The organism is Pseudomonas sp. FP2294 (assembly GCF_030687625.1).
GTDB lineage: Bacteria > Pseudomonadota > Gammaproteobacteria > Pseudomonadales > Pseudomonadaceae > Aquipseudomonas > Aquipseudomonas shahriarae.
Genome location: NZ_CP117441.1, coordinates 5,794,700 through 5,812,803, shown reverse-complemented (window position 1 = coordinate 5,812,803; position 18,104 = coordinate 5,794,700). Strand labels below are relative to the sequence as shown.

The 18,104-nt window shown below is 63.0% G+C and carries 19 protein-coding genes; 6 read left to right on the top strand and 13 right to left on the bottom strand.

Features of this window, described 5'->3' with window-relative positions; translation table 11 throughout:
• Positions 1-7 precede the first annotated feature (7 nt).
• The 11 genes from PSH73_RS26370 to aspA all read right to left on the bottom strand — a co-directional run bounded on the left by PSH73_RS26370 (position 8) and on the right by aspA (position 10,878).
• Complete coding sequence (locus tag PSH73_RS26370) at positions 8-811, bottom strand: aspartate dehydrogenase (protein ID WP_057444232.1); 804 nt, start codon at positions 809-811, stop codon at positions 8-10.
• A gap of 10 nt (positions 812-821) precedes the next feature.
• Positions 822-2,504, bottom strand: coding sequence for a thiamine pyrophosphate-binding protein (locus tag PSH73_RS26365; RefSeq protein ID WP_170044643.1), 1,683 nt, complete (start codon positions 2,502-2,504; stop codon positions 822-824).
• Positions 2,497-3,294 carry an SDR family oxidoreductase gene (locus PSH73_RS26360; RefSeq protein ID WP_057961192.1) on the bottom strand — a complete coding sequence of 266 codons (798 nt, stop codon included), beginning with the start codon at positions 3,292-3,294 and terminating at the stop codon, positions 2,497-2,499. Before PSH73_RS26360 ends, PSH73_RS26365 begins: the two co-directional genes overlap by 8 nt.
• A gap of 1 nt (position 3,295) precedes the next feature.
• Complete coding sequence (locus PSH73_RS26355) at positions 3,296-4,129, bottom strand: IclR family transcriptional regulator (RefSeq protein WP_057440549.1); 834 nt, start codon at positions 4,127-4,129, stop codon at positions 3,296-3,298.
• Entirely contained in the window at positions 4,126-5,004 is an 879-nt protein-coding gene (locus tag PSH73_RS26350) for an alpha/beta fold hydrolase (protein WP_057961191.1), read from the bottom strand. Before PSH73_RS26350 ends, PSH73_RS26355 begins: the two co-directional genes overlap by 4 nt.
• 4 nt (positions 5,005-5,008) lie before the next feature.
• Positions 5,009-5,548: a cupin domain-containing protein gene (locus tag PSH73_RS26345; protein WP_029289969.1), complete on the bottom strand. Its 540-nt coding sequence runs from the start codon at positions 5,546-5,548 to the stop codon at positions 5,009-5,011.
• A 13-nt stretch (positions 5,549-5,561) separates the two neighbouring features.
• Complete coding sequence (locus tag PSH73_RS26340) at positions 5,562-6,326, bottom strand: SDR family oxidoreductase (protein ID WP_120734475.1); 765 nt, start codon at positions 6,324-6,326, stop codon at positions 5,562-5,564.
• Positions 6,326-7,099, bottom strand: coding sequence for an ABC transporter permease (locus tag PSH73_RS26335; RefSeq protein WP_057440547.1), 774 nt, complete (start codon positions 7,097-7,099; stop codon positions 6,326-6,328). The genes PSH73_RS26340 and PSH73_RS26335 overlap by 1 nt, the downstream gene beginning before the upstream one ends.
• 28 nt (positions 7,100-7,127) lie before the next feature.
• Positions 7,128-8,120 carry an ABC transporter substrate-binding protein gene (locus tag PSH73_RS26330; protein WP_057961189.1) on the bottom strand — a complete coding sequence of 331 codons (993 nt, stop codon included), beginning with the start codon at positions 8,118-8,120 and terminating at the stop codon, positions 7,128-7,130.
• Positions 8,121-8,159: 39 nt separating this feature from the next.
• Positions 8,160-8,996: an ABC transporter ATP-binding protein gene (locus PSH73_RS26325; protein WP_057440627.1), complete on the bottom strand. Its 837-nt coding sequence runs from the start codon at positions 8,994-8,996 to the stop codon at positions 8,160-8,162.
• Positions 8,997-9,453: 457 nt separating this feature from the next.
• Positions 9,454-10,878 carry an aspartate ammonia-lyase gene (gene aspA, locus PSH73_RS26320; RefSeq protein ID WP_038444539.1) on the bottom strand — a complete coding sequence of 475 codons (1,425 nt, stop codon included), beginning with the start codon at positions 10,876-10,878 and terminating at the stop codon, positions 9,454-9,456.
• Between the two features lie 180 nt (positions 10,879-11,058).
• Between aspA and PSH73_RS26315 the strand changes: the two genes are divergently transcribed.
• The 5 genes from PSH73_RS26315 to PSH73_RS26295 all read left to right on the top strand — a co-directional run bounded on the left by PSH73_RS26315 (position 11,059) and on the right by PSH73_RS26295 (position 14,845).
• Positions 11,059-11,967, top strand: coding sequence for a LysR substrate-binding domain-containing protein (locus PSH73_RS26315; RefSeq protein WP_057440625.1), 909 nt, complete (start codon positions 11,059-11,061; stop codon positions 11,965-11,967).
• Positions 11,968-12,294: 327 nt separating this feature from the next.
• On the top strand, positions 12,295-12,786 hold the full coding sequence (gene purE, locus PSH73_RS26310; protein ID WP_057440545.1) for a 5-(carboxyamino)imidazole ribonucleotide mutase: 492 nt from the start codon (positions 12,295-12,297) through the stop codon (positions 12,784-12,786).
• A gap of 12 nt (positions 12,787-12,798) precedes the next feature.
• Positions 12,799-13,884, top strand: a complete 1,086-nt coding sequence (locus PSH73_RS26305; protein WP_057444228.1) for a 5-(carboxyamino)imidazole ribonucleotide synthase — start codon at positions 12,799-12,801, stop codon at positions 13,882-13,884.
• A 100-nt stretch (positions 13,885-13,984) separates the two neighbouring features.
• A complete protein-coding gene (locus tag PSH73_RS26300; protein WP_029289950.1) occupies positions 13,985-14,230 on the top strand; it encodes a GlsB/YeaQ/YmgE family stress response membrane protein in 246 nt (81 codons plus the stop codon).
• A 78-nt stretch (positions 14,231-14,308) separates the two neighbouring features.
• On the top strand, positions 14,309-14,845 hold the full coding sequence (locus tag PSH73_RS26295; RefSeq protein ID WP_057440544.1) for a DUF3299 domain-containing protein: 537 nt from the start codon (positions 14,309-14,311) through the stop codon (positions 14,843-14,845).
• 54 nt (positions 14,846-14,899) lie between these two features.
• Here PSH73_RS26295 and PSH73_RS26290 read toward each other — a convergent pair whose 3' ends face one another.
• Entirely contained in the window at positions 14,900-15,787 is an 888-nt protein-coding gene (locus PSH73_RS26290; protein WP_282405380.1) for a D-hexose-6-phosphate mutarotase, read from the bottom strand.
• Between the two features lie 57 nt (positions 15,788-15,844).
• Positions 15,845-16,249, bottom strand: a complete 405-nt coding sequence (locus PSH73_RS26285; RefSeq protein ID WP_003176975.1) for an acyl-CoA thioesterase — start codon at positions 16,247-16,249, stop codon at positions 15,845-15,847.
• Positions 16,250-16,811: 562 nt separating this feature from the next.
• On the opposite strand from PSH73_RS26285, the gene PSH73_RS26280 reads away from it, so the two are divergent.
• A complete protein-coding gene (locus PSH73_RS26280; RefSeq protein ID WP_169955454.1) occupies positions 16,812-18,092 on the top strand; it encodes an MFS transporter in 1,281 nt (426 codons plus the stop codon).
• Positions 18,093-18,104: the final 12 nt, after the last annotated feature.

Here is an 18,104-nt window from a genome sequence, read left to right as displayed (position 1 = left end):
CGGGCTCCTAAATTGAGATGGCATGGGCGTGGTTGCCCAAGGCACGGACCACGCTGTACACGGTCAGCGCCGAGGTCTTGGGGTTGGCCAAAAGCGGCTTGCCGCGCAGGCTCAACTCGAAACGGCCAAAGGCGCCACGGGCTTCGAAGTGGTGGACGTTTTCGTCGCTGTGGGGGTCGGCGATCAGCGTGACGTGGGTGCGATCCAGGCCCAGCCCGGCCAGGGACAGGGTGGCCGCAACGTTGGCGTTTTTCGGGTACAGCCGCGCGGCCTCACGGGCACTGCCCTGGAAGATCACCGTGGCTTCGCGGATGCTGTCCAGGTCGCAAGCCTGCTCGCCGGGAGTGTTCTTCCAGGCGCGGGCTGGCTTGCGCCCGGTGTAGTTGACCGAGTCCAGGCCGCCGACCTTGGCCGCCGACAACGCATCAATACCGCCAATCGCCCCGGGCAGCAGCTCGATGCGGGTCTTGCCGCGCTCGGCGGCGGCCTCCAGGCGTTCCACCAGGCCCACTTCGGACAAGGCACCGACCGACACAATCAGGCAGGCAATCCCACGCTCCAGGGCCGGCAGCACATGCTCTTCGATGGCGCGGTGGCCGGCGCACTCCACCAGCAAATCCGGGCGCGTATCGGCCGGCAAGGCGGTCAGCACCTGCGGCGGTTGTTTGAAACTGGCCAGGCGCTGGCGCACCAGGGCTTCGGAGCCCTCGGAAGCGATGACGTAATCCACGCACAACTGCGGATCGTTCTCCAGCAGCTCCAGCACGCCGACGCCAATGGCGCCGCAGCCGATCATGGTGATATGCAACATGCGACGATCCTCAGGCGGTGGCCTTCTGGGCTTTGGTTTCGCTGTTGGGCGGGCCGGCGAACTGGGTGGCGAAGTTGCCCACGCTGAGCATGTCCACTTCCAGCAGGAACGGGCCGGGCTGGCTCAAGGCGCTGTCGACCACCTTGCCGAAATCCTTGAGGTCGGTGACCAGGCCATGGCGCAGGCCCATGGATTCGGCGAGCTTGGTGTAGTCCGGGGTGTGCAGGTCGACATAGCAATGCCGGCTGCCGTAGACCGCGTCTTGGATATTGCGGATCACCCCGTAGCGCTGGTCGTTCATCAGCAGAATCACCAGGTTGGCGCGCTCCTGGACCAGGGTCGCCAGCTCTCCCAGGTTGAGGATGAAACCGCCATCGCCCGCCAGGGCAAACACCTTGCGCTCGGGCGCGGTTTCAGCGGCTGCCACCGCGGCACCGATGCCCATCGCCAGGCCCTGGCCAATACCGCCGCCCAAGGCGTGAACCCCGGCGCGTGGGTGGTACAGGTTGAGCAGGCGGTTGCCCCAGATGCTGTTGGACAGGGTCACATCGCGCACCCAGGAGAAGTTGCGCCCGGTGCTGGCCTGCAATTGCTCGACCATCGCCGAGTACGGGCCCAGGTCTGCCACCAGTTGGCTGCGCGACTGTTCACGCACGGCCTTGAGTTCGGCGAGGAACTGCGGGTCGGTGTGCAGGCGGCCTTCCAGGCGGTCAGCCAACCCTTCCAGGGCCAGGGCCGCGTCGCCGCAGATAAACAGTTCGCTGGCATAGCTGCGGCCTTCGATGGCCGGGTTGGCGTCGATGCGCAGCGTGTTCTGCGGCAGCTTGAGCGCGTACTTGAAGGTCTCATTGCTGCGCAGGCGCGACCCGACGATCAGCAGTGCATCGCAGGTTTGCAGGAACTGCTCGACCCGCTTGTTCTGCGAAAAGGCCCCCAGGCAACGTTCGTCGTCTTCGTTAACCACGCCGCGACCCTGGGTCGAGGTGATCACCCCCACGCCCATCGCCAGCAGGCGCTTGACCTGCGCCCCGGCATGCCGCGCGCCGCCGCCGAGCCAGAGCATCGGGCGTTTGGCACTGGCCAGGCGCGCGGCCACCAGGTCGAGGGCTTCCGGTGCCGGTACAGCGACCGGGATCGGCAGTGGCGACAGGTCGGTGGGCATTGGGATAAAGGCCGACTGGATGTCGATCGGGATCTCGACGCTGACCGGGCCGGTGGGCGCGGTGAGGGCGGTCTGCACCGCGAGCTTCAGGGTGCTGATGGCGGTCTCGACGCTGCGCACGCGGAAGGCGGCCTTGGACACGGCCTTGAGCATGTTCAACTGGTCGCGGGCTTCGTGGATATACGCCAGTTCCTGGTCCAGGTACGGCGTCTCGATCTGCCCGGTGATGTGCAGCACCGGGGTGCCGGCAGTCTGCGCTTCAACCATGGCCCCAGCCGCATTGCCGGCGGCAGTGCCGGTGGAGGTCAGGCACACGCCCAGGCCACCGGTGGTGCGGGCATAGGCGTCGGCCATGTTGGCGGCGCCGGCTTCACCCCGGGCCATGACAAAGCGGATATTGCCGCGCACGGCGAAGGCATCGAGGATCGGCATGTTGTGGATCGAGATCACGCCAAACGCGGCCTTGACGTCGCATTGTTCGAGAAAGGCGGTGATGGCAGCGCCCACGGTGACAGTGTTTTCATTACGCATGGCGGGACAGGCCTCCAGAGACATCGATATGGCTGCCTGTGGTGTAAGCCGACAGAGGCGAGGCCAGAAACAGGATCGCGCGGGCCGCTTCAATCGGCAGGCCCAGGCGCCCCAGGGGAATATGTTTTTGTTGGGCCAGGCGGGCGGTCCATTGCGCCCAGTCGAGGTCGCGTTCTTCACGCGCTTCGAAGCGGCGGCGCCATTGCCCGGACTCCACCAGGCCAATCAGGATGCCGTTGACGCGGATGCCTTGCGGGGCGAATTCGGTGGCCATCGAGCGCACCAGGTTCTTGATCCCGGCGCGGGCAGCGGAGGTGGCGACCATGTGCGGTTCCGGCTGGCTGGCCAGCAGTGAGTTGACGCAGACAATCGCGGCGTCGGCCTGGCTTTGCAGCTGCGGCGTGAAGGCGCGGACCGGGTTGATCACCGAAAAAAACTTCAGGTGCAGCTCTTCGGTCCAGGCGCTGTCGGTGGTGTCGGCAAAGGTCGAGACCCGGCCTTGCCCGGCGTTGTTGATCAGCACGCTGGCGGCGCCCAGCGCGGCCAGGCTGGCGCTGGCAAAGGCGTAGACCGATTCGCCATCGAGCACATCGCACACCTGGGCCAGCAGTTGGCCTTGCGGGAAACGTTGGCGCAGGTCGCTTTCGGCACGGCGCAGGCGTTCTGCATCGCGGCCGCAAAACGCAACGCCCGCACCGGCTTCCAGCAGCAGTTCGACGCATGCCAGGCCTATGCCCGAGGAGCCTCCGGTGACGATTGCGGTGCGGCCCTGCAATGAATAAAGGCTCATCTCAATCTCTCATCAAGGCAGTGACGCGGGGCTGCCCGCTGTGGGCGCCGCCGTTGTAGTTGAGCAGGCGCGACAGCTCGTCGGCGCTGCGCCGCACTTGGTTCAGCAGCTCTTCAAAATTCACATGACCGATCTGCGTGGTCGGGATGGTCACGCCGAGGGCGGCCACGATGTCGCCGCTCTGGTCGCGCACGGGCGCGGCCACTGTGGAAATCGCCGATTCAAAGAACCCTTCGCCGCTGACAAAGCCGCGCTGGCGGTCGGCCTGGAGCATGTCGAACAGCTCCATCACGGTTTTCGGGGTGCAGTGGGAGTGCTGTTCCAAGTGCTCCTCGGGGTACAGCTCGCGCAGTTCGGCCAGTGACAGGTCTTCGAGGAGGATGCGCCCCAGCACCGTGGCATGGGCCGGCAGGCGGGTGCCGACGTTGACCGCGTTGGAGAACACCGAAGGCGGCGACACCTTGGCCACGTACACGATGGAACGCCCGTCGCGCACCACCAGGTTGCTCGGGTAGTTAACCCGGTCGCACAAACGCGCCAGCAGTGGCTGGCCGAGTTCGGTCAGCTCCAGCGACGCCAGGTACTCGAATCCCAGGCGCAGCACCGACATGCCCAGGCGGTATTCGTTGCCGCTGCGGGTGACGAAGCCCATGGTTTCCAGGGTGGTCAGCAAGCGGAAAATCGTCGAGCGCGGCAGCGCCAGGCGCCGCGCCAGTTCCGGCGCGGTCAGGGTCCGGTTGCGCCGGCTGAACTCGCAGAGCAGCAACAAGCCGCGCTCCAGGCCCGGCACGATGTATTTGTCCTGAGCATCCTTCAGCAGATCTGAGTCGTTCATAGGGTTCTACCTGTCAGGGATTGTTTGAGGGCGTAGGCCAGGCGACCGGCAACCACTCGCGGTTGTTCGATGGGGCTGGCATGGCCTGCGTCGGCGATCAGGTTGAAGCTGGCACCCAGGGCCTTGGCCACGCCCAGGCAGGTGTCGGGTGGGGTGATGCTGTCGGCTTCGCCGCAATGCACCTCGCAGGGCATTGCAGGTTGGCCGTGGCGCAGCAAGTCGTCGCCGCACAGCAATTCGATGGCCTGGCGATAGCCCAGCGGGTTCAGGCGGGCCATGTTCCAGTGCACCCAGGCCAACGCTTGGGGCTGGGCACTGGGCGAGAGCATGTGGGCGCTGCGCTGCTCGGCCAGCCCGGCGATGCCCAGGCGTTGCAGGTTGTCCAGGCGTTGCTGGCGCACTTGCTGGCGCTGCGCGTTGCGCTCGGGCGCGCCATAGCCGCGAGCGGGGCTGATCAGTACCAGGCGGCTCACGCGTCTGGCCTGGGCACTGCGGGCCAAGGCCAGGGCGGTCAGTGCGCCCAGGGAATGGCCGACCAGCACGCACTCGTCCACCTCCAGCGCATCGAGCATCTGCACCAGGCGCGCGGCGTATTGCTCGGCCTTGGGTACTTGCGACTCCAGGGGGCTGGAGTCGCCATAGCCGGGCGCGTCCCAGGCGATGACCCGCGCCTGGGACGCCAGATGTTGTGCCACCTGCAGCCAGGACGCCGCGCCCGAGCCGATGCCGTGCAGCAACACCACTGCCGGTCCCGTGCCGCATACCCGCAGGGCCTGCTGGCCTCCTGCTGACGCGACCCGTTGCTGGGGGAAATCGCGCTGCAGTTGGGCTTGCAGGTCGGCCGTCGGCGCGGCGTGCGTGAGTCCTGGCAACATGGGCTTACCCGCGCTTGATCGAGGCCAGAGGGTGCTCTGGCGGATAGGTCGGGGTGATCGGTTTTTTCGCGCCGAGCATCACGCACATCAGCGCGTCTTCATCGCCGATGTTGATTTCTTCGCGGTACACGCCGGGCGGCACGGAAATCACGTCGCGGTCGGTGAGGATGGTCTCGAAGCGCTCGCCGTCCTTTTCCAGCACCACCTTGAGTTTGCCGCGCAGCACGAAAAACACTTCTTCGACGTCAATGTGCAGGTGCGGCGGGCCTTCATGGCCGGCCGGGATGACCATGGTGGAAAAGGTGAAGTGCTCCGACGGGATGGTGTTCATGTCGGTGCTGATGCCAGTGCCGCCCGTGCCGATGTAGCGCATTTGCGCGCGGCGGAACTTGGGGTCGTAGTCAGCCTGGAACTTCAGGGCATCCCAGTCGTACTTGCGCGTCTCGTAACGGGCGATGCGCGTGCTCATCCAGCTTTCCAGGCTGGCGCCGGCAGGGCGGTCCCAGCTTTTCGGGGTGTCGTTTTGGGCAGATAGATCAGTCATGACAGTCTCCAGATCAAGGCATGACGAACCCGCCGTTGACCGGCAGGGTTTGTCCAGTGATAAAGCGGGCAAGGTCGGACAGCGCGAACAGCACGGCGCCGCTGACGTCTTCGGGCAATTGTGGGCGTTGCAGGGCCCGTTGGTCGTTGTACAAACGGTGGCGCGCCTCGGGCACGTAGGCGGTGGCTTCCACCAGCACCAGGCCGGGGGCGATGGCGTTGACGGTGATGTTGTCGCTGCCCAGCTCCCGCGCCAGGCTGCGGGTCATGGCGATGATCGCGCCCTTGCTGGCGACATAGGCCAACAGGTTCGGCGCGCCCCACAGCGGAGTGTCCGAGGCCAGGTTGACGATGGCGCCCTGGCCGCTGGCGCGCAGGGCCGGCAGGCAGGCGGTGGTCATCAGCCAGGTGCCGCGCACGTTGACCTGCATCACCTGGTCCCAGGTGTCGATGCTCAATGCTTCGCAGCCCTTGCCGCCGGAGTTGGTGATCGAGGCGTTGTTCACCAAGCCATCGAGGCCGCCCAGCAGGCTGATCGTCGCGTCGACACAGGCCTGGATCGACGCGGGTTGGGCCAGGTCGACGGTGACGGCCTGCACATCCAGGCCCAGCGCCTGCAACTCACCGGCGGCCTGCTGCACACGTTCGTGCAGTACATCGGCAATCACCACTCGGGCACCGGCCTGGCCGATGGCCTGGGCAAAGGCATAGCCCAGGCCACGGGCGCCACCGGTGACCAGCACGCGACGGCCTGCAAGCAAAAGGTCATGGCGGCTCATCATTGGGTGCTCAACATGGCTTTGGGCATGTAGTGCAGGACGCGTTTTTCCGCCCACACCACTGCGCCGTAGGCGATCACCCCAATCAGGGTCAGCGCGACAATGGCGACGAACACCCCGGCTGTGTTGCCCTGGCCCTCGGCGTCCACCAGCAAAAAGCCCAGGCCCTGGTTGCCGCCCACCAGCTCACCGACGGTGACGCCGATCACGGCCAGGGTCGAGGCAATGCGCAGGCCGGAAAACAGTGCGGCCATGGCCGAGGGGAACTCCACCAGGCGGAAGATCTGCCAGCGGTTGGCGTTCATGGTGCGTACCAGGTTGATCATGTCCGGGTCGACGGTGCGGATTGCCGAGAGCACGTTGATCATCACCGGGAAAAACACGATCAGGATCGCGATCAGAATCTTCGGGTAGATGGTGTAGCCCAGCCACATCACGAACAGCGGCGCGAAGGCGACTTTCGGCGCTATCTGCAAGGCCAGGATGTACGGCGACAACATGGCTTCGGCAGCCGGCGACAGGCCCAGCGAGACGCCGATCACCACCCCTAGCAGGGCGCCGAGGGCGAAGCCGACAACGATCTCCAGCGCGGTGATCAGGGTGTGTTGCAGCAGGCCGCCGGTCTGCCACATCACCAGGCCTTCCTGGGCCACGCGGCTGAGTTTGGGCATGACGAACTCGGGCATGCCGAGCAGGCCGGGGCCCCATTGCCAGAGGACCAGGAACAGGATCAGCAGCGCGACGCTACCGAGCACGGAGTTATTGTTTTTCATCGTGTACGTACCTCAATGTCCCGGTGGTTCACTGTGCGGCGACCGGGCTGTCGACGAATTGGTTGGTGAAGAGGTCTTCAAGCGGAGTCGCCTGGGTGACGATGCCTTCGCTGACATAGAACTGCAGGACCTTGTCCAGGTGCTGCGGATCGATGTGCCCGAGCACGGCCTGCTTGGCGTAGACGTGTTCGACGTAGAGCTTGAAGATCTTCTCCAGCGAGTCCTCCTTGCCGGCATACGCCGGTACCGCCTTGGCGAAGGTCACGGCAGCGGCGCGCGGGTCCTGGATGATGTCGCGCATGCCTTGCAGGGTGCCCTGGACCACGCCGCGCACGAGCTTGGGCTGGTTCTTGATGGCGTCGTCGGAAGCGAGAATCGCCTGGGCCATGCTTTCGAAGATCTGGTCCTGGGGGATCAACTTGATCTGCACCCCGGCTTCCTCGGCATTGATCACCCAGTCCGGCACCCCGGCCATGGCCTGGGCCTTGTTGGCGGAGAACAGCTGCCAGACTCCGGCGGGGCCGGCGGCCTGGATGTTCACGTCGTTCTTGCCCAGCCCGGCTTTACGCAGCGAAGCAAGCAGGGCGTAGTAGGTGGTGTCGGAGTACGACATCACCGTCATGGTCTTGCCCTTGAGGTCGCTGATGCGGTTGATGTTGTCCTTGGCGTTGGTGGCGATCATCGTCACGCCGCCGTCGCCCAGCACCGCCACGGCGCGTACCGGGATGCCATTGGCCCGCACCACGATAGGCGTGTCACCGATGGCCCCGCCGATCAACGCGTTACCGGCGCCGATCTGCTTGGCCACATCCACGCCACCTTTGGCGGCGATGAACGTCAAGTCCAGGTCCTGGGCCGTGTAGTAGCCCTTTTCCTTGGCGATGATCCACGGTGCGAACGCGGGCGAGTTGGGCGGCGCCGGCAGCAGGTAGGTGACCTTGGTCGGCTGCGCCTGGGCGGCACAGGCCACACCGAGGCCCAGGCTGAGGGCGCAAAGACGTTGAAACAGAGACTTGAGCATGGGGACTCCGGAATCGGTTGGGGGCCGCAAGGGCGGTGATCAGTGCAGTTCGGTGTCGGCGCCGACCTGGAGCAACTCCATCAGGCGGCCTACCAGCGGGCCGATTTCCGGCAGCTTGCGGCGCTCCAGGGGGTTGTCGCGAAACGGCAGGTCGATGCTGATTTCTTCGATGATCGTGCCGGGGCGGGCGCTCATGACCAGCAAGCGGTCGGACATGGCGATGCCTTCGATCAGGTCGTGGGTGATGAACAGCGCGGTTTTCTTCTCGTCGAAGAGCATCCGTGCCATGTCCTGTTGCAGGATCATCTTGGTCTGGGCATCGAGGGCCGAGAACGGCTCGTCGAGGAACAGCACCTGCGGGTCGATGGCCAGGGTGCGGGCCAGGGCGGCGCGCTGGCGCATGCCACCGGAGAGCTGGAACGGGTAGTGATCGGCGTAGCCATTGAGGTGGCAGCGGTCGAGCAGGTCCAGGGCCACCTTCTGCCGGGTGGCGGCAGGCACGCCCTGGATTTCCAGGCCCAGTTCGACGTTGCGGCGGATGCTGCGCCAGGGCATCAGCAGGTCCTTTTGCAGCATGAACGCGACCTGCGGCACCGGCCCGGTGACCGGCTCGCCACCGACGAACACTTCACCTTCGCTGGGGCGGTACAGACCCGAACCCATGTTCAGGATGGTGCTCTTGCCGCAACCGGAAGGGCCGATGATCGACACCACTTCACCCCGGCGAATCTTGAAGTTCACCTCGCGAATGGCGAAGGGCGCGTCCGCTTTACCCTTGGCCGGGAAACATTTACCGACATTGCGAAATTCAATTTCAGTCGGCTCCAGCTCTTCCCTGAGAGCTTGGTTATTCCATTGGGGCGTCACGGCGTACATCTCTTTCACAGCCATCAGGAAGGTACTCTGGTCTGTTTTATAGGTGATACGCCGTTTAGTGCATGAACAATGCCAGGGGTTTATTTCCTACAGGTTTTTAGTAAATGTCCTTTTATATGAATGACTTGGGGTTAAGTAATTGAAAGTTTGACGTTTCATATATGAAACGTTGGTTCTTATATGGCACGAATTTGCACACTGTTCGGGCATGTAATGGGAAGTTGCGAGAGGTCGGTGCTTTTTCAGGTAACGCGGGGAAGTTAATAAACGGCTTATTTGTTTTATATATAAAACGCAGTTGCGCGCTTCTATATAGGTGTTAGTGGGAGCGAGCCAACTCGCTCAGGGGGCAGGCGTTAAAAAAGCAAAAAAAAGGGCCTGAAGATCGAAATCTTCAAGCCCTCAAAAGGGTGAGAGGTGTCTAGTCCCTCAACCTGGTGAGCGGTGCTACATGCGTTCAGGCCTTCAAAGGCACCAGACGCGGGGCAATCATGTTTTCCGGGCGCAGGATGTCGTCGAGCATGGCGTCGTCGAGCAAGCCTTCTTCGCGCACCAGTTCCAGCACGCCACGGCCGCTTTCAAGGGCGATACGGGCGATGCGGGTGGCGTTTTCATAGCCGATGTACGGGTTCAGCGCGGTGACCAGGCCGATGGAGTGCTCCACCAGTTCGCGGCAGCGTGCTTCGTTGGCGGTGATGCCGACGATGCAGTGTTCGCGCAGCATGTCCATGGCGCGTTGCAGCAGGCGGATCGAGTCGAAGATCTTGAAAGCGATCAGCGGCTCCATCACGTTCAGTTGCAGTTGGCCGCCTTCGGCCGCCATGGTCAGGGCCAGGTCGTTACCGATGACCTGGAAGGCCACCTGGTTCACGGCTTCCGGGATGACCGGGTTGACCTTGCCGGGCATGATCGAGCTGCCTGGCTGACGCGCTGGCAGATTGATCTCGTTGATCCCGGTACGTGGGCCGCTGGACAGCAGGCGCAGGTCGTTGCAGATCTTCGACAGCTTCACCGCGGTACGCTTGAGCATGCCGGAGAACAGCACGAACGCGCCCATGTCGGAGGTGGCTTCGATCAGGTCGGCCGCCGGTACCAGCGGCTGGCCGCTGATGGTGGCCAGGCGTTGCACGGCCAGGGCCTGGTAGCGCGGGTCGGCGTTGATGCCGGTACCGATGGCGGTGCCGCCCAGGTTGACTTCGGTCAGCAGCTCCGGAGCCAGGGTCTTGAGGCGTGCCAGGTCTTCACCCAGGGTCGTGGCGAAGGCGCGGAACTCCTGGCCGAGGGTCATCGGCACGGCGTCTTGCAGTTGGGTGCGGCCCATTTTCAGAACGTGGCCGAACTCGACACCTTTGGCGGCGAACGCCTGGATCAGGCTGTCGAGGCTGGCCAGCAGCGCGTCATGGCCCAACAGCAGACCCAGGCGGATCGCGGTCGGATAGGCGTCGTTGGTCGACTGCGCCATGTTCACGTCGTTGTTGGGGTGCAGGTATTGGTATTCGCCCTTGTTGTGGCCCATGGCCTCCAACGCGATGTTGGCGATGACTTCGTTGGCATTCATGTTGGTTGAAGTGCCAGCGCCGCCTTGAATCATGTCCACCACGAACTCTTCGTGGAAGTCGCCGCGTATCAGGCGGGCACAGGCTTCGCTGATGGCAGCGTGCTTGGCTTCGCTGAGCTGGCCCAACTCGCGGTTGGCATCAGCGGCGGCTTGCTTGACCATTGCCAGACCGACCACCAATTTCGGGTAATGCGAAATCGGAACGCCGGAGAGACGGAAGTTGTTCACCGCTCGCAGGGTCTGGATGCCGTAGTACGCTTGGGCAGGTACTTCGAGTACGCCAAGCAGGTCTTTTTCTGTACGGAATGATGCAGCAGAGGACATGACGGAAATCATCTCGATATGGACCCGGGCTAGGCCGGAACGCTGTGAATGCTAGGCTTGTGGAAATTTTTGGGCCAATGCTATTAAGCGCTGGCCTATGCACAAACGGCATAATGTTGATGTGACCCGGTTATCATGGCGGGCGTGTGTGCCAAAATGGTGCATGCCCTGGAGAATCAGATGAACCTTGAAAGCAAATGGCTGGAAGACTTTAGCGCCCTGGCGGCCACGCGCAGCTTCTCCCAGGCGGCGGAGCGGCGCTTTGTCACCCAGCCGGCCTTCAGTCGACGCATCCGCAGCCTTGAGGCGGCCCTGGGACTGACCCTGGTCAACCGCTCGCGCACGCCCGTCGAGCTGACGGCGGCGGGGCAGTTGTTTTTGGTCACGGCGCGCACGGTGGTCGAGCAACTGGGTGAAGTGCTGCGGCATTTGCATCACCTTGAAGGCGGCCAGGGCGAAGTCATGCAAGTGGCGGCAGCGCACTCCCTGGCGCTGGGTTTTTTCCCACGCTGGATCGCGCAATTGCGCAACGAAGGGCTGAACATCGCCACGCGCCTGGTGGCCACCAACGTCGGCGATGCGGTGCATGCCCTGCGCGAAGGCGGCTGCGACCTGATGTTGGCGTTCTACGACCCGGACGCAGCCATGCAAATGGATCCGGAGATTTTCCCGTCACTGCACTTGGGCAACACTGAAATGCTCCCGGTGTGCGCCGCCGATGCCGATGGCAAGCCGTTGTTCGACCTGGAAGGCGAGGGCAGTGTGCCGCTGCTGGCCTACAGCGCCGGGGCGTTCCTCGGCCGTTCGGTGAACCTGCTGTTGCGCCAGCGCGCGCTGCGCTTTACCACGGTGTATGAAACCGCCATGGCCGACAGCCTGAAAAGCATGGCCCTGGAAGGGTTGGGGATTGCCTGGGTGCCACAGTTGAGCGTGCGCGCCGAACTGGCCCGGGGCGAGCTGGTGGTGTGTGGCGGGCCGCAGTGGCATGTGCCGCTGGAGATTCGCCTGTATCGCTGTGCGTTGGTGCGCAAGGCGAACGTGCGATTGCTGTGGCGCAAGCTGGAAGGTGGGGCGGCGCAGAATAGCTGAGCCCAACACAAACTCAATAAGCACTAGATAGAGAGTTGTGTAGATACCTATGCTGCGATAGCGGTGTATCAGCCGACATTGCAGGCAAGCCAGCTCCCAGAGTATTTCGGGGTGTTTTCGCTGACTCTAAAGTCAATAAAACCGCAGGTTTGAAGCGTAAGACAGATGGTCGGCACAGGGGCTGTTTATCTGCATTATTACGGTATACTGCGCGGCCTTCGGCCGGTCCAACCGGCCTTAATTCGTACAACAAGCCACGCCGGATTTCCCGCGTGGCTTGTTGTTTTTTGACGCGCCTGCGGGCGCCCAGAGAGAAGAGGCACGACGATGAGTGCATTGGTTGGCGTGATCATGGGCTCCAAGTCCGATTGGTCCACCCTTAGCCACACCGCCGATATGCTGGAAAAACTCGGCATTCCGTTTGAAGTGAAGGTGGTTTCCGCCCACCGCACGCCGGACTTGCTGTTCCAGTATGCCGATGAAGCAGAATCCCGTGGCATCGAGGTGATTATCGCCGGTGCCGGTGGCGCAGCCCACCTGCCGGGCATGTGTGCGGCCAAGACCCACTTGCCGGTGCTCGGCGTGCCGGTGCAGTCGTCGATGCTCTCGGGTGTGGATTCGCTGCTGTCCATCGTGCAGATGCCCGCCGGGATTCCGGTGGCCACCCTGGCGATTGGCAAGGCCGGCGCGATCAACGCGGCATTGCTGTCGGCCAGTATCCTGGGCGCCAAGCATCCACAGTTCCACGCGGCCCTGAAGAAATTCCGCGCCGAACAGACTGACAGCGTCCTGGACAATCCAGACCCACGCATCGCCTGAGGTTGTTGATTGATGAAAATCGGTGTAATCGGTGGCGGCCAACTGGGTCGCATGCTGGCCTTGGCGGGTACGCCGCTGGGGATGAACTTCGCGTTTCTTGATCCGGCGCCGGACGCCTGTGCGGCGGCCCTGGGCGAACACCTGCGGGCGGACTACAGCGACCCGGACCACTTGCGCCAATTGGCCGATGAAGTCGATCTGGTGACCTTCGAATTCGAAAGCGTGCCAGCCGAAACCGTGGCGTTTCTGTCGCAATTCGTCCCGGTGTACCCGAGCGCTGAAGCACTGCGCATCGCCCGTGACCGCTGGTTCGAAAAGAGCATGTTCAAGGACCTGGGCATTCCGACTCCGGCCTTCGCCGACATCCAGTCCCAGGCGGACCTGGATGCGGCGGTCGCCAGCATCGGCCTGCCGGCGGTGCTGAAAACCCGCACCCTGGGTTATGACGGCAAGGGCCAGAAAGTCCTGCGTACCGAAGCCGATGTGGTCGGCACGTTCGCCGAACTGGGCAGCGTCGCCTGCCTGCTGGAAGGCTTCGTGCCGTTTACCGGCGAAGTTTCGCTGGTGGCCGTGCGCGCCCGTGATGGCGAAACGCGCTTCTACCCGTTGGTGCACAACACCCACGACAGCGGCATCCTCAAGCTGTCCGTGGCCAGCACCGACCACCCGTTGCAGGCCCTGGCCGAAGACTATTCCAGCCGAGTGCTCAAGCAACTGGATTATGTCGGCGTGATGGCATTCGAGTTCTTTGAAGTCGACGGTGGCCTCAAGGCCAACGAAATTGCCCCGCGCGTGCATAACTCCGGGCACTGGACCACCGAAGGCGCCGAGTGCAGCCAGTTCGAAAACCACCTGCGGGCGGTAGCGGGCTTGCCACTGGGTTCCACGGCCAAGGTGGGCGAGAGCGCGATGCTCAACTTCATTGGCGTGGTGCCGCCGGTAGAGCAGGTCATTGCGATTGATGACTGCCACCTGCATCACTACGGCAAGGCGTTCAAGGCCGGGCGCAAGGTCGGCCACGCCAACCTGCGTTGCAAGGACCGCGCGACACTCGACGCGCAGATCGCCAAGGTCCAGGCGCTGATCGCCGCGCAATAACCCACGGGCTGGCGGGAACCATTGGTGACCGCCATCCTCTGATTGCAGGACGCCAAAGTCTGACTAGGCTTCAGCTAACTTTCATTCAGAGGGAAATGCCATGGGTATCATTGGGACCATCTTTATCGGTTTGATCGTCGGCCTGCTGGCGCGTTTCCTGAAACCAGGCGACGACAGCATGGGCTGGATCATGACCATCCTGCTGGGTATCGCCGGCTCCCTGGCGGCGACCTATGGCGGTCAGGCCCTGGGTATCTACCAGGCAGGTCAGGGTGCAGGTTTCATTGGCGCGCTGGTGGGTGCCATTGTGTTGCTGGTGATCTACGGTCTGCTGAAAAAGAAGTAATTTAGCGACAAGCCCTCTGCGCTGCGCAGGCGCAGAGGGCTAGAATGCCGGCACTGTTCTTATTTGCCGAGCCCCTTCATGCGCCGCCTTCTGTTGACTGTCCTTTTGCTGGGTTCAAGCCTGGCCCACGCCGCTGAGCTTACGGAAACCGACTGGCTGGAACTGATGCCCGAGTCGGACCAGAAGGCTCTCGAACAAATGCCGGATATCGACCACAACTCCCCAGAAGCCCTGGGCACCTTTACCGAAAAGGGTGGCCTGAAACAGAGCAAGGGCTTGCCGGCGGTGATGTATTCGACCAAGACCGTGGCCGCCATGAACGGCAAGCACATCCGTCTTGGCGGTTATCCGGTGCCATTGGAAACCGATGCCAAGGGCCGCAGCACCCTGTTTTTCCTGGTGCCTTACCCGGGCGCCTGCATTCACGTACCGCCGCCGCCGCCCAATCAACTGGTGCTGGTGCGCTATCCCAAAGGCTTGAAGCTGGACGATATCTACACGCCGTTGTGGGTCACTGGCACGTTGAAGGTGGAGACGGTCAACAACGACCTGGCGGATGCAGCGTATGCGCTGGATGCGGGGGTGGTGCGGGTGGTGCAGGAATCGGACCTGTAACCGGCGCCAAAAATCCCCTTGTGGGAGCAAGCCTGCTCCCACATTCGATTGGGTTTACAGGGGCAGGCTGGCGATGCTCACACCCATGGTGTGACTAGCACCCGGTGCCAATGCCACCACATCGTCCAGCACGTTCGCCGTCTCGATGCACAGCATGCCCTGCCAGCCATCGTCGGCCATATCATCGAAAGCCTTGGCCCGTTCGGTCCAAGGGTTCCAGATCACGGTCGATTTGGACCCTTCGCTGGTGAGCTGGATCCGGCGTTGCCAGTCTTGATCGACGATGTTCAATTGAGCTGGAGTATCGAGGTAGATACGATCGGTCTCTGCAGCGAAGTGCAGTGCGCCGGCCTGTTGCTTGGTCACCCAGCCGTCGGCGGTATCGATATAGTCCAATCCGTCCAGGCCTTCGACCTGCACCTTGCGCACGTCGCTGACTGCGAAGTAGCTGTGCAGCGCCTGGCTGATGGTCACGGTGTCGGTGCCACGGTTGTGGCTGGTCAGGCGGATATGCAGTTGCTCGTCGAGCAGGATGCTCATTTTCAGATCGACCTGATGCGGCCAATCCGGGAAGCCGCCAGCAGGTGCCGGCAATACCAGCTCAACCCGATTGTCTTCGACGCCGGCCAAGGTCCAGATGACCGTGCGCGCGAAACCATGGGCGCCGGCCGGCTGATCACTCTGGCGCATCGCCTTGACGCTTTGCGGGTTGCGGTCAAACACACCAAACCACGGCCAGCACACCGGCACACCCGTACGGATACCTTTGCCAGCCTTGAACACGGCCTGGTCGTTGGGCCAGATCACCGGCTTGGCGCCCGCGGGCTGGTAGCTGAAGATGTGCGCGCCTTGTTGGGCCACCAGCACTTCGGCGCCGTTGTGGCGGATGCGCCAGCAGTCCAGCTCATCCATTTTCACGGTTTCAAGGTGGGGCGTAGGCATACAAGGCTCTCTTAGTGACAGGCAATGGGGCAATGGACCGCCAAACCGCCGCGAGGTTTAACGCGCCCGCGACGGAACCGAGCGAGTGCGACCGCTGCCATCAATGGCGACGAACACAAACACCGCCTCGGTGACTTTGCGCCATTCGCTGGACAGCGGGTCATCGCTCCACACTTCGACCATCATCTGGATCGAGCTGCGGCCGATTTCCAGGGCCTGGGTGTAGAAGGACAGTTGCGCGCCCACTGCCACCGGAACCAGGAAGGCCATGCGGTCAATGGCGACGGTAGCCACGCGACCACCGGCGACCTTGCTGGCCATTGCCGTGCCAGCCAGGTCCATCTGCGCCACCAGCCAGCCGCCGAAAATATCGCCGAAACCGTTGGTTTCACGGGGGAGTGCGGTGATTTGCAGGGCGAGATCGCCTTGCGGGATAGGATCTTCTTGTTCGAGTTCGATCATGCCGGGGGTGCCTCTGACCCGTGACTCTTGGACTATGTAATCGGTGAATAGCCGTCTTGGAAAAACGATTCAGCCCCGAACATACTACGTTCGTCACGTTTTTCGAAAGGCGCCTGAAGGGAAACTCTGCGAAATCGGCTGGCCGGTGCCAACGACGTTTTCGCGCAACTTCCACGGATATGCCGGTGCAAGGTGGGCAGTATATCGGTCGATAGCCTGCGCGACGACCGTCCGGCCCTGATTTTGTACATCTATCTGCACCGCTTTACAGGCACCAGGGAAATGGCCAAAACAGTCATGCAACTTGAGGGGTTTGACCATTGTGCCTTTTGAACTCTGCGCTCCAGTATTTGCTGGCGTTTTCGGTCCCCGATAATAATTCGAAGAGGGAATAGGCGGGCCTTGCAAGGTGGTGACTTTGCGAGTCGGCGCCAGTCGCTGTGCAGGTGTTTAGACTGTGCTTTTGCGGGCAATTTGTTATCTTGCCTGACCTGCCAGGCCAAACCAGCACTGTTGCGGATTCCTGATCTGACCTAATAAGAGAAGCCTTGCCATGACCACAGTGCCTTCAAGCATTGCGCCGCCCGCACGACCGCTGAACCGCAACGACTACAAAACCCTGTCGCTGTCCGCCCTGGGGGGCGCGCTGGAGTTCTACGACTTCATCATCTTCGTGTTCTTCGCCACTGTGGTCGGGAAGCTGTTTTTCCCCGCCGACATGCCCGAATGGCTGCGCCTGATGCAGACCTTCGGCATCTTCGCCGCCGGCTACCTGGCGCGGCCGCTGGGCGGGATCATCATGGCGCACTTCGGCGACCTGCTGGGGCGCAAGAAGATGTTCACCCTGAGCATCTTCATGATGGCGGTGCCGACCCTGATCATGGGGCTGTTGCCGACCTACGCGCAGATCGGCCTGTGGGCCCCGATCCTGTTGTTGCTGATGCGCGTGATCCAGGGCGCGGCGATTGGTGGAGAAGTGCCGGGCGCGTGGGTTTTTGTTTCTGAACATGTACCGCCACGCCATATCGGCTATGCCTGCGGCACCCTGACCAGCGGCCTGACCGCCGGGATCCTCCTGGGTTCGCTGGTGGCCACCGCGATCAACACGATCTACACCCCGGAGCAAGTGTCGGACTACGCCTGGCGGATCCCGTTCCTGTTGGGCGGTGTGTTCGGCCTGTTCTCGGTGTACCTGCGCCGCTGGCTGCACGAAACCCCGATCTTCGCCGAAATGCAGCAGCGCAAGACCCTGGCCGCCGAGCTGCCATTGCGTGCGGTCCTGCGTGACCACCGTGGCGCCATCGTGCTGTCGATGCTGCTGACCTGGCTGCTGTCGGCCGGCATTGTCGTTGTGATCCTGATGACCCCGACCGTGCTGCAGACCATCTACCACTTCAGCCCGACAGTCTCGTTGCAGGCCAACAGCCTGGCGATCGTCACCCTGAGCCTGGGCTGCATCCTCTCCGGCGCACTGGCTGACCGCTTCGGCGCCGGGCGCGTGCTGATCGCCGGTTGCGCGTTGCTGCTCGCGACCTCGTGGACGCTGTATCACAGCCTGCTGGACCACCCAAACTGGCTGTTCCCGCTGTACACCCTTACCGGCCTGTTCGTCGGCGTGGTCGGCGTGGTGCCCTACGTGATGGTCAAGGCCTTCCCACCGGTGGTGCGCTTCAGCGGCCTGTCGTTTTCCTACAACGTTGCCTACGCGGTGTTCGGTGGTCTGACGCCGTTGGTGGTGTCGCTGCTGATGAAAGAAAGCCCGATGGGCCCGGCGTACTACGTCGCCGTGATCTGCACCATGGGGATGCTGGTGGGTGCCTACCTGTGGAAACGCGGGCGGTAAACGCCTCGGGCT

Coding starts and splice junctions, on each gene's coding strand:
- PSH73_RS26345 (WP_029289969.1), bottom strand. CDS start 5,548: ATGACTGATCTATCTGCCCAAAACGACACCCCGAAAAGCTGGGACCGC.
- PSH73_RS26315 (WP_057440625.1), top strand. CDS start 11,059: ATGAACCTTGAAAGCAAATGGCTGGAAGACTTTAGCGCCCTGGCGGCC.
- PSH73_RS26360 (WP_057961192.1), bottom strand. CDS start 3,294: ATGAGCCTTTATTCATTGCAGGGCCGCACCGCAATCGTCACCGGAGGC.
- PSH73_RS26325 (WP_057440627.1), bottom strand. CDS start 8,996: ATGTACGCCGTGACGCCCCAATGGAATAACCAAGCTCTCAGGGAAGAG.
- PSH73_RS26330 (WP_057961189.1), bottom strand. CDS start 8,120: ATGCTCAAGTCTCTGTTTCAACGTCTTTGCGCCCTCAGCCTGGGCCTC.
- PSH73_RS26300 (WP_029289950.1), top strand. CDS start 13,985: ATGGGTATCATTGGGACCATCTTTATCGGTTTGATCGTCGGCCTGCTG.
- PSH73_RS26355 (WP_057440549.1), bottom strand. CDS start 4,129: ATGAACGACTCAGATCTGCTGAAGGATGCTCAGGACAAATACATCGTG.
- PSH73_RS26290 (WP_282405380.1), bottom strand. CDS start 15,787: ATGCCTACGCCCCACCTTGAAACCGTGAAAATGGATGAGCTGGACTGC.
- PSH73_RS26295 (WP_057440544.1), top strand. CDS start 14,309: ATGCGCCGCCTTCTGTTGACTGTCCTTTTGCTGGGTTCAAGCCTGGCC.
- aspA (WP_038444539.1), bottom strand. CDS start 10,878: ATGTCCTCTGCTGCATCATTCCGTACAGAAAAAGACCTGCTTGGCGTA.
- PSH73_RS26305 (WP_057444228.1), top strand. CDS start 12,799: ATGAAAATCGGTGTAATCGGTGGCGGCCAACTGGGTCGCATGCTGGCC.
- PSH73_RS26350 (WP_057961191.1), bottom strand. CDS start 5,004: ATGTTGCCAGGACTCACGCACGCCGCGCCGACGGCCGACCTGCAAGCC.
- PSH73_RS26340 (WP_120734475.1), bottom strand. CDS start 6,326: ATGAGCCGCCATGACCTTTTGCTTGCAGGCCGTCGCGTGCTGGTCACC.
- PSH73_RS26285 (WP_003176975.1), bottom strand. CDS start 16,249: ATGATCGAACTCGAACAAGAAGATCCTATCCCGCAAGGCGATCTCGCC.
- purE (WP_057440545.1), top strand. CDS start 12,295: ATGAGTGCATTGGTTGGCGTGATCATGGGCTCCAAGTCCGATTGGTCC.
- PSH73_RS26365 (WP_170044643.1), bottom strand. CDS start 2,504: ATGCGTAATGAAAACACTGTCACCGTGGGCGCTGCCATCACCGCCTTT.
- PSH73_RS26335 (WP_057440547.1), bottom strand. CDS start 7,099: ATGAAAAACAATAACTCCGTGCTCGGTAGCGTCGCGCTGCTGATCCTG.
- PSH73_RS26370 (WP_057444232.1), bottom strand. CDS start 811: ATGTTGCATATCACCATGATCGGCTGCGGCGCCATTGGCGTCGGCGTG.